Below are 14,368 nucleotides of genomic sequence, written 5' to 3'. Positions count from 1 at the left end.
GCGGAACCTTCTGTTTGTTGAGTTGCGTTCTAACGATCGCAATCGCCGGATGCGGACCGTCGGAACCGTCCAGACAAGAGATTTCTGGATCGATCACCTGGGATGGAGAACCACTTTCCTCCACGAGTATCGTCTTTCGTTCTCAGGGTTCCGGTGGTCAGGGGGTTGCAACAGAGGTTACCGATGGCGAGTTCCAGGTTTCGTCCGAACAGGGCCCAACACCGGGACTTTACGATGTGGTTCTGTTGCCAGTGCAACCCGAGCTGGAAGATTACGAAGCTTTGCGACAACAAGGGAAAATGCCCCTGACCGGTCCCAAAATACCACATCGGTATCAACACCGCGGCGAACTAACAGCCGAAGTGAAAGCGGATCAACCGAATCGCTTCGTCTTTGAAATCTCCAGCAAGCGTTAGCGACTGTTTCTCGATCGATTTCATCGCATCGTGGAACCTCAGAAACGCTGTCGAAACCTACACGACCACTTCGTGATATCGAAGTGGTCGTTCCCGAATACACGCTGGAGACTCCGGGATTCCAAAGTGAGTTGCCAACGCGTGAGGAATAGAGCATTCCCCGATGCCGTTTCGTCTGGGAATTTGTCCTAACCAAACCATTATGAAGTCCAACATGATGAACCGAATCTACTTTCTGCACCTGATCGCTGCGACAACCCTTGTTGCAGCGTCTTTCGGACGCGCCGAAGAGAGCCAAACGGCGACCGCCAAACCGGCTGCGACCGCAACCGACAAAACCGCTCGCGATGCCATGCAAGCCGCTCACGACGCGCGGCTGGCCTGGATCGACTTTCCCGGCTTCACCGCCGACGTCCGCGTGCAAACCGATGGCGTCGCGCACTCCGGATCGATCCTCGTCACCGACGACTTCGATTACGAACTGTCGATCTCCGACGACGCGATCCAACCCTGGGTGAATTCAAAGCTGCGTTCGGTGATCGGGCATCGCCGCCCCGGTAGCGCGGCGACCGAAGTGAAACTTGCAGAAAGCGGAGCTTCGGCAGATTTTGGACTCTTCGTCGCCCGGCTCGATGGCAGCGGCACGTTCCGGATCCAGGACGGCTTGATCCGCGAGGTGCACCGCAAAAACGATTCGCATTGGTTTGAGATCACCAACGTCGAGTTCTTCGACGCCGGAAATGGCAAGGTCTTGCCCGAGACGTCATCGGTGACCTACCGCGATCCCAAGACGGGAGACATCACGAAAAACGTCGTCAACCGATTCACTTGGACCTCGGTCGGCGACTTCCTGTTGCCCGAGGGCTGCCTGACGATCGAAACATCGGCCGACGGCGGTCGTCAAACTCGCCAGCTGCAATTCACCAAGCACAAGCTTTCGCAAAACGCTCCACCGCAAAAAGCGAAGCTCCTGTCGAGCTCAAAACTGCATCGCCCGCTCCCCGAATCGCTCACCAGTTTTGGTGCCGCCGTGGTGGGAGAGTATCTGTACGTCTTCAGCGGCCACAGCGGCGACGCGCACGGCTTCGGAAAAGACCTGTTGGTCGAACATTTCCGTCGTATCAAATTCGATGATCCCGCGGCGCAGTGGGAAGAACTTGCGATGCACCAATCGGCTCAAAGCACCGCTTTGGTGACCGACGGCAAATACATCTACCGTGTCGGTGGGCTCTCCTTTTTGACAGGAGAAACGGAATCCGAAGCGATCTTCAATTCGACCGACCACTTCGCTCGCTATGACATCGAAGCGGATAAGTGGACCGATCTGGCAAAGCTGCCCGAACCGCGCTCCTCGCTGGATGCGGCGGTCGTCGATCGCAAGGTCTATGCCGTTGGCGGATGGAATCTGCAGGGGAAAGACGGTTCGCGCGATGCCCCTTGGAATGAAACGGTCAGCGTCTTTGATCTCGATCAACCCGACGCGGGTTGGAAAACGATCGATGGCCCCGGTTACAAGCTGCGTGCCGCATCGGTCGCCGAGCACGACGGCAAGCTGTACGTCTTGGGAGGCATCAGTCCCGGCGGGTTCCTTCGCAAAACGTCGGTCTACGATCCGTCGACATGCACTTGGTCCGAGGGCCCTGAAATGGTTGGCGACAGCCCGATGACAGGATTTGCCACGAGCACCTTCGCCGTCGGCGGGCACCTCTACTCCACCGGCGCTTCGGGCGTGGTCTACCGCTTGAAGAGCGACGGACAAGCGTGGGAGAACGCCGATCGGCTGCTGTACCCTCGGATGTTCCTGCGTTTGTTGCCTGTGGGCGAAGATCGCTTGATCGCCTTGGGTGGAACGGGAGCGTCCGGCGCCGGGCGACTGTCCGTCGTCGAATCGCTGCGAGTCGATCCCAACAAGCAACCAGGCGAGAAATTGGTCTCCTGGACGGTTCCTTATACTGGCAAGGCAAAACACAGCCAAGCATTGGTGCTCGACGGAACGACTCTTTACGCGATGGGAGGCAACGCCAGTCGCAAGCCGCACGATTTCAGTCGAGAGGCATTTGTCGCCGAAGCGTTTGCGTTTGACATCGCCAACCAATCGGTGACGCCATTGCCCGAGATGCCCTTTCCCGTGCAAAGCGGCGCCGGCGTGGTCAACCGCCAGACCAGCGAACACAAGACGATCGTCGTCGCTGGCGGGATGAACTTTGGCGAAAAGGAATTCCATTCGATCGACTCGGTTCTGCAGTTTGATCCCGAGGCGAAAAAGTGGTCGGTTGCCGAAACCAAACTGCCCGTGCCGCGAGCGATGGCCGAAGCGGTCGCTCACGACGACGCCCTCTGGTTGTTTGGCGGCAGCGATGCCGGTGGCGACCAAGGGCTTGCCCGAAGCGTGTTGCATTGGTGGGGCGACCAGTCGGAGATCGGGGCATTGCCGGAGGTCCAATTGCCACACCCTCGTCGTTCGTTTGGCGGTGCCAAGATCGGCAACGAATATTTCCTGATCGGTGGACTGGGAGATGGAACGGGGATCGAATCGACCGTCGACGTCTTCGATATGGAACAGCGAACGTGGCGAACCGCCCCATCCCCTTCGGCCTCGCGCGTCTTCCCGACCGTCTGCGTCGACGGAAAGAAGATCTATCTGTTTGGTGGCTTTAGCAACGACGAAGGTCATTTCGCCCCATGCTCGAAGCTGGAGGTTTACGACAGCGAAACCGACGCCTGGAGCACGCTGGCCGAATCGTTGGAGGGTGTCGATGCATCGATGAACCTGTTCAACATGAGCGGCCGGTTGTTGTTCTTCGGGATCGACCGCAACAACGACGAATTGGCTCAGTTCCATCTCTACGACCCCAACCCCGCCGCGGTCCCTGAAAAAATTGCGGCGATGAGTTTTGGCGGTCGTCGCGGCGGCAACGAAGCAGCGAAAAATGCCAAGATGCTGATGCGAAAAGATGTCGACAAAGATGGCAAGCTGAGCCGTGAAGAGCTTGGCAAACGGATGGCAGACTTTGCTGCCGCAGCCGATTCCGACGGCGATCAATTGATCAGCTTCACCGAGGCGAAAGCGAAGATGGAAGCCGACGCAGCGGCGGAGAAAGAGGCTGCGGCGGAGTCGGACTCGAAGGCGGAGAAGAAGAACGACAAGGAGCCTAAACGGGCGAAGGGAAAGAAGTCGAAAGCAGCCACCGGTTCTGCGGAAGCGGCACAGGCCAAAGCCGATGCGTTGCAACGCGACGCCGACGCGGCTCAGCGAAAAGCGGACCAAGCCCAACGCGACGCCGATAAGGTGCGACGTTCCGCGTCCTAGAAGCAGTTACCGATCGTTGCCTCGCACCACGCCATCGCCAGCCGACACGCTGGCGATCGGTGCGGCAACGTGATCGTTTCCACGCCGACAGCCTCTCGGTCGGTCGGCGAAAGTCTTTGCCCCACTTTCCTCCCAAGCAATTGCACCGACTCATGTTTCGCATCCCACTGACCCTCATCGCGGCGATCTTCCTTTCCGCTTCCCTCTCGGCGGACGAACATCGCTTCCAGCACGAAAACGTTTTGGGGACTTCGCTCACCCTCGACGTCCACGTCGCGTCGCCACAGTTGGCGCGTACGATCGAATCCGAATCACTGACCGAGATCGGCCGCTTGGACGCGATCTTCAGCAGCTATCGCGACGATAGCGAACTGAGCCGTTGGCTGAAGCAGCCCGTTGGCGTCGATGCGGCTCTATCGGTCGAGTTGATCGCGGTGCTGCAACGGGCCGAACACATTCGGCGGGAGAGCCACGGTGCGTTTGATATCCGCGCCGCCGCGATCGCTGAACTTTGGAAAAGCGAAGCGAAGGCTGGGCGTAGTCCGTCGGATGCGTCAAGGAACCAGATGGTTCAGTCGCTTGCCGAGCCAGCTGTTTCGTTCAGCAACGAGCGTGTCCGCCGCCTGACCGACCACCGGATCAATCTGGATTCGCTTGCAAAAGGCTATATCCTCGATCGCGTTTGCGAAGTCGTTTCAAAGCACCTGTCGCCGGGGGATCGATTTTCGATCAACGTCGGCGGCGACCTGCGCACGATCGGCGACGGAGCGACAAAAATCGTGATCACCGATCCGCGGCGGCCTAGCGAAAACGCAAAACCACTTGTCGAGTTCACCGCCGACGGCGAGGTCGCGGTGGCGACCAGCGGCACCTATCGGCGATCGCTGCAAATCGGCGAACGCGAGGTCCCACATCTGTTTGATCCTCGATCCGCGCTGCCCGTCGGACATGCGATCAGCGCCAGCGTGCTCGCTGCCGACGCGATCACTGCGGATGCTTTGGCCACCACGATCTCGGTCCTCCCCACGCATGAAGCGATCCAGTGGATCGACGGGAAATCGGGCTGTGAATGTTTGATCGTCGATGGGGAAGGGAAGGTCCACCGTTCGGCAAACTGGCCAGCGGCCGATCCTTCACCCGCTTCGCGATTGATCGCTGCCGCCGATGCCAAGCAGGCTGGGGTCCATGTTTGGTTTAAGCTCGAACGTCCTTCGGGCAGCAGCTATCGACGTCCCTACCTTGCCGTATGGCTCGAGGACGAAGATGGCTTTCCCGTCAAAACCGCGGTCCTGTGGATGCAGACCGAACAACCAGGGCCGCGTTGGCATCGCGACCTGACGCGTTGGTATCGCAACGACCGGATGCGAAAGATCGTCGAAAAGACCGACCTGATCGAAGCGATCTCCGGCGCGACGCGTGGGCCGGGAGAATACGAAGCTCATTTCGATGGGACCGACAACTCGGGAGAGCCTCTGCCAACAGGACGCTACACTTTGTGCCTGGAAGCGGCCCGAGAGAACGGGACTTACAAGATCATCCGCCAACGCATCGACTGGGGAACCGACGCCGTCGAGAAGACGCAGCTGAAGGGAAACATCGAGATTTCTCAGGCGGCTTATCAGATCGTTCCCGCAGTTCAATAACTTGCGACTCAAGAACTTCAACACGCGTCGCTTGTGGGCATCCCAACGAGCGACGCAGGTCCGAACCCCGCCGCTCCGCATATGCCTCCTGATCCAAAGCCAAGCCGTTGGCTGTATCGCAAATCGGCCGCCGCCTTCCGCTGGCTGCACATCTATCTTTCGATGTTGAGTTTTGCGTCGCTGATGTTTTTTGCGCTGACCGGGATCACGCTAAATCATCCGACTTGGTTCGGCGGCAGCGTTCAAAATGTGGTCGATCAATCGGGGCAGTTGCCGACGCAGTTGTTGGCCGGCGAGGTCGATGAGCTGGAGATCGCCGAGACGCTGCGGGCGGAACATCGTCTGAAAGGACGGGTTAAAGAGTTTGAGACCGACGACTACGAATGCATGCTCGTCTTCAAATCTCCCGGCTATGCGGCGGATGTTTTTATCGACCGCGAAACCGGCAACTACTCGCTGACCGTCACCTCCAGCAACGCCGTGGCGATCATGAACGATCTCCACAAGGGCCGCGACAGTGGCCCCGCATGGAGCCTGTTGATCGACGGCTCGGCAATCCTGATGGCGATCATGTCGCTGTCCGGATTTGGGTTGCTCTTCTATCTCAAAAAACGCCGCGTCGCCGGAGTCCTCACCGCCCTAGCGGGAACCATCGCCGTGTTGGCCGTCTGGATCCTCGGCGTCGCTTGATAGATCGCCAGCTGTGTCGTGTTTGCCCTTGGTTGCGAATGCGTCGACCATCGGTCCGAGTTCACGGTGTTGGTGGGCAGAGGGGCGCAGGATCTCACCATTTCCAAGTGCGACGCAAAAGAATCGAATCCGCGTTTGGAGTAGACCTCCAAAACGGATTCGATTGATCGTTGCGGTATCGACGTTTCCTCGTTTGTTACGATTTCAACGGCGACCGATATTGCGCCCTGGCGTGATCGAACCGATCAGACTTTGCCGATGTTGTAACCATTGAAGTATCGTTGGAAATCGGTCCATGAGATCCGGATCAGTCCGTCTTCGCGGACGCTATTGACGCGATCGCCTTCGAATCGGCTGCTCGAACTGAAGCCGTCGCTATACTGACTGACACTCAGGTTGTTGTCTTTGCCCCAGGGGTTGCGGAGGGTGACCGAAGCGCTGCTGGAGCCAACATTGTCGACTCGCAATACGGTATAGCCATGGCCGTAGATCAATCCCGTGTTGCCGACGCTACCTTTCTTGGGGATGTCTTTCTTGGATGGGTTCGTTGCGGATGGATTCTTCCTTGTCACGGCCATCACCGCATTGCCACTCGCGATCGCCTTCTGGATCTTTTGTTGCTGACTGGTCGCGTTGCTGCTGATATCGTCCCAGTCCGCCTTTGCGCCCGTGATGGTTTGCATGGCGGTGCGCGTGTTTCGGTAGAGAGCGTTTGAATCCGGTGCGTCCTTATCCTGCGGTGCAGCCAATTCAGAAAGTTTGAATTTGTACATGTTCGCATAGGCTCGCAGGTACAGGGCTGTCCAGAATTCACCTTTGTCGGAGTACCCCATGTCGACGGATTCGCGGGTGCCGTCATATCGCACGGTGACCCATTGGGCTTTGAGTGTCTCGTGATGGTACAGCTTGACCTTGTACTCGTAGGATTCACCATCGGTTCCCGCATACTTGATATGGCTGGCAAAATCGAAATCGGTTCGGGCCACGGCAGCTAGCGAGGATGCGAAGATGCACGACGCAGAGCTTTGTTGCTGGATATCGTTGTAGGAGAATGCCTCGGCATCACCGTCACCCGTCTTGGCGATCGCCTTGGGATCAAAGTCGATCAGAAAGGAACCCGACACTTCCTGCGGAATATCGACATCCACTGTTTCGCTTAGAAAGGAACCCGTCACTTCCGTAGGTCGGTAGACCGGTTCGGTTTCGGAATCATCGCCCGCGGTCAACGACATTCCAGACGACGTCTTGTATCCGTGAACCAACAATCGATTCTTCGCCGACGACAGACTCGATGTTGTGCCGTAGATGACATTGATTGCCGTGGGCGTACTCAACGCGCCGAAGTTCTCGCCACTGACCACCGCGGCAATGTCATCTTTTCCGTCGCCGTTGAAGTCCCCAAAGACCACGTCGTGGGCAAAGTAATCTTTGTGTTCGGCAGCGCCGGCAATCGAATCGATTGCTTGCGAAAGGATCACGTCTTTGGTCCCGAGTCCTGATTTCGAACCGTAGATCACTGAGAGTGCCCCGGCGTCGGTTCGGCCGCTGTGGTCTTCGTAGGGTGTGCCGATCAGCAGCTCGTCGTGGCCGTCGCCGTTAACGTCACCGGTGGCGATTCGAAATCCGAACCGGTCATAGGCTTCGGCAGTGCCAGCGATTCCGTTGTTCCCTTGGTAGAAGACCGCATCCTTTGTTCCCAGCCCAGACTTCTCGCCATAGATGACGCTGACCTGGCCTCCTTCGCGAATCGATCGGATATCTTCGTACGGTACTCCAATGGCAAGGTCGTCTCTTCCGTCGCCATTGAAGTCACCGGCGGCCAGGTCGGTGCCGAATCGATCTCCACTTTCCGCCGTGCCGAGGATTCCGGACGTGTTCTGATGATAGTACTCGTCACCCGAGGTGGTCAGGCCGCGACTTGTCCCGTAGAGCACTTGGACGACGCCAGCGTCGGTGAGGCCGCTGAAGTCCTCTTTGGGAACGCCGATCGCCAAATCATCGCGACCGTCGCCGTTGAAGTCCCCCGCGGCCAGGGAGCTGCCAAAGTAGTCATTCTTCTCCGATACACCGCGAACACCACTGGTGTTCTGCGAGATCAAAGCATCTCGACTCTGCAGTCCTTTGGAAGAACCGAAGACGACGTTGACAAGCCCTGCCCGCTCCTCGCCAGAAACGCTGTCCTCCGGGGCTCCGATCGCTAGGTCATCGAAACCATCGTTGTCGAAATCTCCGGCGGCTAACGCGGCACCAAAATTGTCGCCCTTCTCTGCGGTGCCTTGGATACCGCTAGTGTTTTGGTGGATGTGTCGAACGCCCGTCGTCTTCAGGCCATTGTTTGAGCCATAGAAGATGGTCACCATTCCGGCGTCTTTTAGGCTCCCGACATCCTCGTCTGGGGCCCCAACGGCCAAATCGTCATACCCATCTTTATTGAAGTCGCCCACCGCCAAGGCCTCGCCAAAACGGTCATAGGATTCGGCATTGCGAGCCGCTGTTTGCGTCAATGCCTGTGCTTCGCCACCGGACAAGCCATTGCGAGATCCGTAGGTCACGCGAACGATCCCCGCATCTTTGCGCGTTCCGATGTCGTGGTGTGCATCGGCAACCGCGACGTCGTCAAACCCGTCCCCATTGAAATCGCCAAAGACGTTTGCCGCCAACAGTTTGCGAGCATCGAGTGCTTCGATACACAATTTGCGGTTTCGCTTTTTTCCGTTTGCATTTTGCTTGGACATGGGGAATTCCGTGTGGTGAAGTGATGCAGGTGTCTGTGTCCAAATGGGGAGTCCTTCGAGAAAGCGGACAATATTTTTCCGGATAGGGAGAGCAGCAGGCCAAGACGTTGCGGGTTATCGCCGGTTGGATTGTCGTTGTTGGACGTTAAGGGGGGAGCGTTGAGAGCGTTGAGGATAGGCCTCTTCGTTTGCCCATGGTCCGCGTTGTCATTGCGATTCCATTTACAGGGGCGTTTTCGTGGAGGGATTTTTCGATGACGATGGCGCGCAAGTTTCTCGTCGATCCGGCGGTCACGCGGTGGTATCACTGCATCTCCCGCTGCGTGCGGCAAGCGTTTCTGTTCCACGACGAAGACTATCCCAAACGCCCCGATTGGCGGCAGTGGATCGAAGATCGGCTCGAGTTGCTCGACGCGCACTTCGGGATCTCCGTCGGTGGGTTTTCGGTCATGGATAACCACCTGCACCTCCTCTGCAGGCTCGATCCAGAGGTGTCCGACCGCTGGAGTCAGCAGGAGGTCGTGCGGCATTGGATCGCGATCTACCCACCCAAAACGCTCAAGTCGAACGATGAAAAAGTTGTCCGTCAGTTTGTCGAAAGCCAGGCGATCGATCGACGACGGGTGGCGGTTCTGCGGGAGCGATTGAAAAAACTCGGCTGGTTCATGAAGGCCTTCAAGGAACCGTTGGGCAGGCTGGCCAACAAGGCCGACGGCTGCCACGGAACGTTTTGGGAGGCGCGGTACAAGAGCATCGCGATGCTCGACGACCAAGCGCTGTTGGCGACCAGCAGCTACATCGACCTGAACCCGCTGGCAGCGGGCAAGGCCTCGGCTCCCGAGCAGGGGCTGCACACCTCGATCCACCAACGTGTCGCCCACGTTTGTCAAAAGGGTGAAAAAGAAATCGAGCGGTTGCGAGCCGCTCGGCAGGGGAGTGTTGCAGCGAGCGTCGTCGCCGGCGAGATGGAACAAAATCTTTGGCTCGTCCCGCTCGAGGACCGGCGGTGCATCGCCGCGGAAGCTGGCGGCTTTCGCGAGGGGATGTTGGAATCGTTCCCGCTGGGGAGCTATCTGCTGCTACTCGATTACACCGGACGGATGTATCGCGATGGGAAGGCGAACATGGCAGCGGGTGTCGAAGAAATTTTTGTCCGCTTGTCGACAACGCACCGGCAGTGGCAGCGCCGGACCGACAAGATGCTGCATGCCAAAAGTCTCCGCGGCAGCTTCTTCGCCTCCAGCGACCAGGCCGTCGCCGCGATCACCATCGCCCCCGGGCACCGCTTCAGCAACGTCGCACCCCAACCGCCCGACTGATCTCTAACACGCTTGGGGGATTCTGCTCAAGCCCGCTCATGGCAATCGAGTTCCCGCTTCAGCCGATCCGGCAGAACACGCTCTACTGGCTGTGGCTGTCGCGATGAACAAAATCTGGGTACAAGAAACATTCCCTCGCTCCCAGATTCCTCGATAAATATCCAGTGCCGCCCTTCGTGGAGTGTCAGTGAAACTAACAGTTTAGAACGATTCGCCGTGAAGTAAATATGTCTGTCCTTTCCGCCCGAATTGCCGAGACGCTGCGGGCCGAACATCGTCTGAAAGGACGGGTCAAAGAATTTGAGACCGACGACTACGAATGCATGTTGGTCTTTAAGTCTCCCGGTTATGCGGCGGATGTTTTTGTCGACCGCGAAACCGGCAACTACTCGCTGACCGTCACCTCCAGCAACGCCGTGGCGATCATGAACGATCTCCACAAGGGACGCGACAGTGGCCCGGCTTGGAGCCTGTTGATCGACGGCTCGGCAATCCTGATGGCGATCATGTCGCTGTCCGGGTTTGGGCTGCTCTTCTATCTCAAAAAACGCCGCGTCGCCGGAGTCCTCACCGCCCTAGCGGGAACCATCGCCGTGTTGGCCGTCTGGATCCTCGGCGTCGCCTGAATATCCAAAACAATGGATTTGGAAAGGCTCCCTGTGGCGGCCACCGGCCTGTGAGGAATGCACGCTCAGCGTTTCAACTGTCTTGAAGCCGCGGTAGCGGCTTTGGGAATTGGGGTGCTGGAAATGCCGGACGCGCGGGGCGATGCCCACGCGGTTAAACGAGAAGGGCGGACTGATTCGGCTACGCTTTCAGTTCGCTGAGGACGCGGCGGACGATGGCGTCGATGCTTTCAGGAGTCGCGGAGGCGGAGGTTACGGCGCCGTTGGTGTACGACGTCAGCATTCCTTTGATTTTGGCTTCGGTCTGCGCGCTCTTGTCGTATTGTGCGGCGGTCATCGGTTGACGACTGCGCCCCATGTCCCAGCCGCGAGTTCGCAGGCCGGCGCGGAAGCCTTCGGGGAATTCGCCCGTTCCGATCATCGTATCGAACAGCGGCGTCAATTCGTTTTGCAAGCGAACCGCTTCGCTCAAGTCGCCCGCTTTGCAAGCCTTGTAGACCGCGGCGGTCAGTTCGGGGACAACACCGCTGGTCGCGTTGGTGCCACCATCGGCTCCCATCAACAGCATCGCTGACAACGAAGCATCCCAGCCCGTCAAGAAACTGAACTCCGGTCGCTGCGGGCGAATCGCGGCGATCATCCGCATCATGTGGGGCAGGTCGCCCGAGCTGTCTTTGATGCCGACCACGCGAGGGCACTCTTCGGCCAGACGGCGGACCGTGGCCAGATCGATCTCCGACGCAAACAGCGGAATGTTGTAGAGCGTGACGTTGACCGAAACGGCGTCGGCGATTTCACGGAAATAACTGTAAACGCCTTCGTCGCTCAACTTGAAATAATAAGGAGCGACGATCGCAACCGCTTGGGCACCCATTTCGCCATACGCGTCGCAGGCCTTGATCGTTTCGCGGACGTTCGCTTCGGCCGCACCGACCAAAACGGGAACGCGACCGGCGGCTTGATCGATCACGATCCGAGCAATCTCGCGGCGCTCGGCTGAGGTAAAGCGAACGAATTCACCCGTGCTGCCGTTGGGATACAACCCATCAACGCCGTGGGCGATCAACCAATCGACGTAGCCTCGCAACGTTTGTTCATCGACGTTGCCGCGAGGGTCCAGCGGGACGATGTTTGGGGTCAGGATGCCGGTGATGCGATTGGATTGGGCCATCGATTCGCTAAGGGAAGGAGGGAGAGTATGGTCAGCGGGCAAGGAACAATGTAGCCTGAGCCAGCCCGATAGGTCGAGTATCGTCGCGATCGATCCAGATCGCGACAGGTTACCTACAATAGTAGTTTGAACCTATTGAGTTGGTACTGCCGAAGTTTCCGAGAAACGCAACAAAAATGACTTCCCGTCGCCGTAAACCGAAAACCCAGGGCGACCCACATCCACTGACGCCCCCAGCGGTCGGGGCCGCCGAGTTTTCATGGCTCCGCCTGGTCTACCAGATTGCGATTCCCGCCCTTTTGGGACTTTGGCTTTGCGTGTGGGTCACACATATACTGTATGACGGTGGTCAAACCGATCGCTCTCACCCCCGCTGGCATTTGCTTTTCAGCCTGTTTTTCCTGCCCGATGAGATCTTCGCCGCCTGGACCGATGGCGTGGTCAGCTGGCGCGGTTGGGTCGATCGACTGCGGGTTTTGATGATTGTGACTGCCGTGACCTTGCCCAGTTGGCTGCTGGGAGGGCAATTGCTGCGGGTCAGCGGGATTGCTCGCCGGATGCGAGGGATCGAAGTCGCGATCCTTGGTCTGGCGATCGGCCTGTCGCTGCAAGCGACTGCAACACTGATGTTGGGGCTGGCCGGCTGGGTCAGCTATCGCGCGGCGATGCCGATCTTGGGAGCCATCCAAATCGCGATCGCACTCGCATTGGGGGTCCACCGGTCGATCGGTCGCGAGCAAATTTGCGACACCTGCAGACAGCTGGCTCGCCCCGCGCGAGAGCATCCCTTGGCGGTGGGGTTAACGCTGATCGGGATCGCATTGGTCGCGATCCGCTGTCTTCTGCCGAGCAATGAATTCGACGTCTTGGAATACCATCAGGGGGCGCCGAAGCAGTGGTTTCAGGAGGGGCGGATCGGATTTTCCGAGCAAAACATCTATGCCAACATGCCGATGGCAGCGGAGATGCAGTCGCTGGCGGCGATGTCTTGGGCCGGGGCTCTGGGAATCGAAGACGCTTGGTGGTGGGGCGGCTTGGCGGGCAAATCGACGATGTTTCTGTACTGGATTCTGGCGATCGGCGCGACCGCTTGCTTGTCGCGACGCTGGGTCGGCGGCCAAGCGGCATGCTGGTTGGTGGCGGTCGCCTGCAGCGGTTTGGCGTTTGCTGAAGTCACCGTCTTGGGACTGATCGAACCGGCGGTCGCCTGCTACTTCGCAGCCGCGTTGTTGGCTCTGGCCGCGTTGCGCCACCAGTTGGCTACGCAGCCGGCGGCGATGTTTTGGGGCGGCTTTCTGGCTGGCAGCGCGCTGGCCTGCAAATACCCGGCGCTGCTATTCGTCTGCCTGCCCGTTGGTTTGTTAGCCGCGTGGCAGATCACTCGTCAGCGATCGAAAACTCCGATCGACCTCCGCCTCCTGGGGATGTTTTTCTTAGGATGCGCTCTGACTGCGGGTCCGTGGTTGGCGAAAAATGCGGTGCTGGCGCATAACCCCGTCTATCCGTTGGCGGCTGGTTTGCTGGGCGGCTACCAGTTCTCCGAAGCCAAGATCGCTCAATGGCAAGCGGCCCACGCGGTCCCCACACGCTCGTTGTCGGCGCTGGTCGACTCGCTGTTCAACATCGCTTGGGGCTGGAAATCGCAAGGGGCGATCCTGATCCCGCTGGCCCTGATCGGTCTGCTGCGGTTCAAGCGATCCCCCGCGGTGCGGATTACCGCGGCGATCGCTCTCTTTGTGTTTGCTGTCTGGTGGTTACTGACTCACCATCTGGAAAGGTTCTTATTGCCGACGATCCCGCTTGCGATGCTGTTGGCCGGTTTTGGAATCCAGACGATGTTCCAACAGCTGGGGCGTCCGTTGGCCAGCATTTGCCTGACCGTTGGCATTCTCTGCAATCTGGTCTTGCTGGCCGTTTCGCCAACGTTGGGAGATCCGCGGCTGTTGGTCGACACGAGTGCGATTCGCCGCGAGGGGAGCGAGCCGACCGATTCGATTCGCATTCCCGAACACGTTCTGTGGGCCAACCGGAATCTGCAGTCGACCGATGGAGTGTTGTTGCTGGTCGGCGACGCTGCGATCTTTAATTACGAAGTCCCGCTGCGCTACAGCACTTGTTTCAACGTTTCGGATCTTTCCGAGATCGCCCGCCTGCCAGCCGACCAGTGGCGAGGGGAGTTTGAACAACGGGGGATTCGATACGTATTAGTTCATTGGGGCGAGATCGAAAGGTATCGCAGCGATGGGAATTACGGCTTCGATCCGACGATCACGCGGGAGCTGATTCGAGCGATGGTCGACCAAGGGGGGCTCAAACCACTCGACACTGACCTCGATCCGCAGCGCGTCGAAGTCCTTGCCGTCGGTCCATAATGACGGGAGCCCCGAAGGACTTGGGTGCCTCCTTTTGAATGCTCGACCAAAACGTAAAACCTTTTCTTGACCGCTGTCGATTCTAC

At 58.6% G+C, this 14,368-nt stretch carries 9 protein-coding genes; 7 read left to right on the top strand and 2 right to left on the bottom strand.

Translation table 11 applies throughout. The features are described from left to right. Window positions 1-17: 17 nt before the first annotated feature. The 4 genes from Poly24_RS24135 to Poly24_RS24120 all read left to right on the top strand — a co-directional run bounded on the left by Poly24_RS24135 (window position 18) and on the right by Poly24_RS24120 (window position 6,059). Window positions 18-416 carry a hypothetical protein gene (locus Poly24_RS24135; protein ID WP_145101709.1) on the top strand — a complete coding sequence of 133 codons (399 nt, stop codon included), beginning with the start codon at window positions 18-20 and terminating at the stop codon, window positions 414-416. A 214-nt stretch (window positions 417-630) separates the two neighbouring features. Next, window positions 631-3,726 (top strand): DUF3386 family protein, encoded by a 3,096-nt coding sequence (locus tag Poly24_RS24130; protein ID WP_197452137.1) that lies wholly within the window; start codon window positions 631-633, stop codon window positions 3,724-3,726. Between the two features lie 152 nt (window positions 3,727-3,878). Beyond that, window positions 3,879-5,369: a DUF2271 domain-containing protein gene (locus Poly24_RS24125; protein ID WP_145101705.1), complete on the top strand. Its 1,491-nt coding sequence runs from the start codon at window positions 3,879-3,881 to the stop codon at window positions 5,367-5,369. An 81-nt stretch (window positions 5,370-5,450) separates the two neighbouring features. Next, a complete protein-coding gene (locus tag Poly24_RS24120) occupies window positions 5,451-6,059 on the top strand; it encodes a PepSY-associated TM helix domain-containing protein (RefSeq protein WP_145101703.1) in 609 nt (202 codons plus the stop codon). Window positions 6,060-6,304: 245 nt separating this feature from the next. On the opposite strand, the gene Poly24_RS24115 is transcribed toward Poly24_RS24120, so the two are convergent. Beyond that, window positions 6,305-8,794, bottom strand: coding sequence for a C2 family cysteine protease (locus Poly24_RS24115; RefSeq protein ID WP_145101701.1), 2,490 nt, complete (start codon window positions 8,792-8,794; stop codon window positions 6,305-6,307). 254 nt (window positions 8,795-9,048) lie between these two features. Between Poly24_RS24115 and Poly24_RS24110 the strand changes: the two genes are divergently transcribed. Both Poly24_RS24110 and Poly24_RS24105 read left to right on the top strand, forming a co-directional pair. Further along, a complete protein-coding gene (locus Poly24_RS24110) occupies window positions 9,049-10,113 on the top strand; it encodes a hypothetical protein (protein WP_145101698.1) in 1,065 nt (354 codons plus the stop codon). Window positions 10,114-10,340: 227 nt separating this feature from the next. Then, window positions 10,341-10,739: a PepSY-associated TM helix domain-containing protein gene (locus Poly24_RS24105; protein ID WP_145101696.1), complete on the top strand. Its 399-nt coding sequence runs from the start codon at window positions 10,341-10,343 to the stop codon at window positions 10,737-10,739. 181 nt (window positions 10,740-10,920) lie between these two features. On the opposite strand, the gene Poly24_RS24100 is transcribed toward Poly24_RS24105, so the two are convergent. Beyond that, the gene (locus Poly24_RS24100; RefSeq protein WP_145101688.1) at window positions 10,921-11,910 is read right to left on the bottom strand and encodes a dihydrodipicolinate synthase family protein; all 990 of its coding nucleotides are present in this window, start codon (window positions 11,908-11,910) and stop codon (window positions 10,921-10,923) included. Window positions 11,911-12,086: 176 nt separating this feature from the next. Here Poly24_RS24100 and Poly24_RS24095 point away from each other — a divergent pair, with 176 nt between their 5' ends. After that, entirely contained in the window at window positions 12,087-14,282 is a 2,196-nt protein-coding gene (locus tag Poly24_RS24095; protein WP_145101686.1) for a hypothetical protein, read from the top strand. Window positions 14,283-14,368: the final 86 nt, after the last annotated feature.

Origin of the sequence: Rosistilla carotiformis (genome assembly GCF_007753095.1) — a bacterium.
Taxonomy (GTDB): Bacteria; Planctomycetota; Planctomycetia; order Pirellulales; family Pirellulaceae; genus Rosistilla; species Rosistilla carotiformis.
This window is presented reverse-complemented; position numbering and strand designations above follow the sequence as displayed.

What these genes read in the sequence shown, in the direction of transcription:
- Poly24_RS24130 (WP_197452137.1), top strand. Translation starts at nt 631, where the DNA reads ATGATGAACCGAATCTACTTTCTGCACCTGATCGCTGCGACAACCCTT.
- Poly24_RS24125 (WP_145101705.1), top strand. Translation starts at nt 3,879, where the DNA reads ATGTTTCGCATCCCACTGACCCTCATCGCGGCGATCTTCCTTTCCGCT.
- Poly24_RS24120 (WP_145101703.1), top strand. Translation starts at nt 5,451, where the DNA reads ATGCCTCCTGATCCAAAGCCAAGCCGTTGGCTGTATCGCAAATCGGCC.
- Poly24_RS24115 (WP_145101701.1), bottom strand. Translation starts at nt 8,794, where the DNA reads ATGTCCAAGCAAAATGCAAACGGAAAAAAGCGAAACCGCAAATTGTGT.
- Poly24_RS24110 (WP_145101698.1), top strand. Translation starts at nt 9,049, where the DNA reads ATGACGATGGCGCGCAAGTTTCTCGTCGATCCGGCGGTCACGCGGTGG.
- Poly24_RS24105 (WP_145101696.1), top strand. Translation starts at nt 10,341, where the DNA reads ATGTCTGTCCTTTCCGCCCGAATTGCCGAGACGCTGCGGGCCGAACAT.
- Poly24_RS24100 (WP_145101688.1), bottom strand. Translation starts at nt 11,910, where the DNA reads ATGGCCCAATCCAATCGCATCACCGGCATCCTGACCCCAAACATCGTC.
- Poly24_RS24095 (WP_145101686.1), top strand. Translation starts at nt 12,087, where the DNA reads ATGACTTCCCGTCGCCGTAAACCGAAAACCCAGGGCGACCCACATCCA.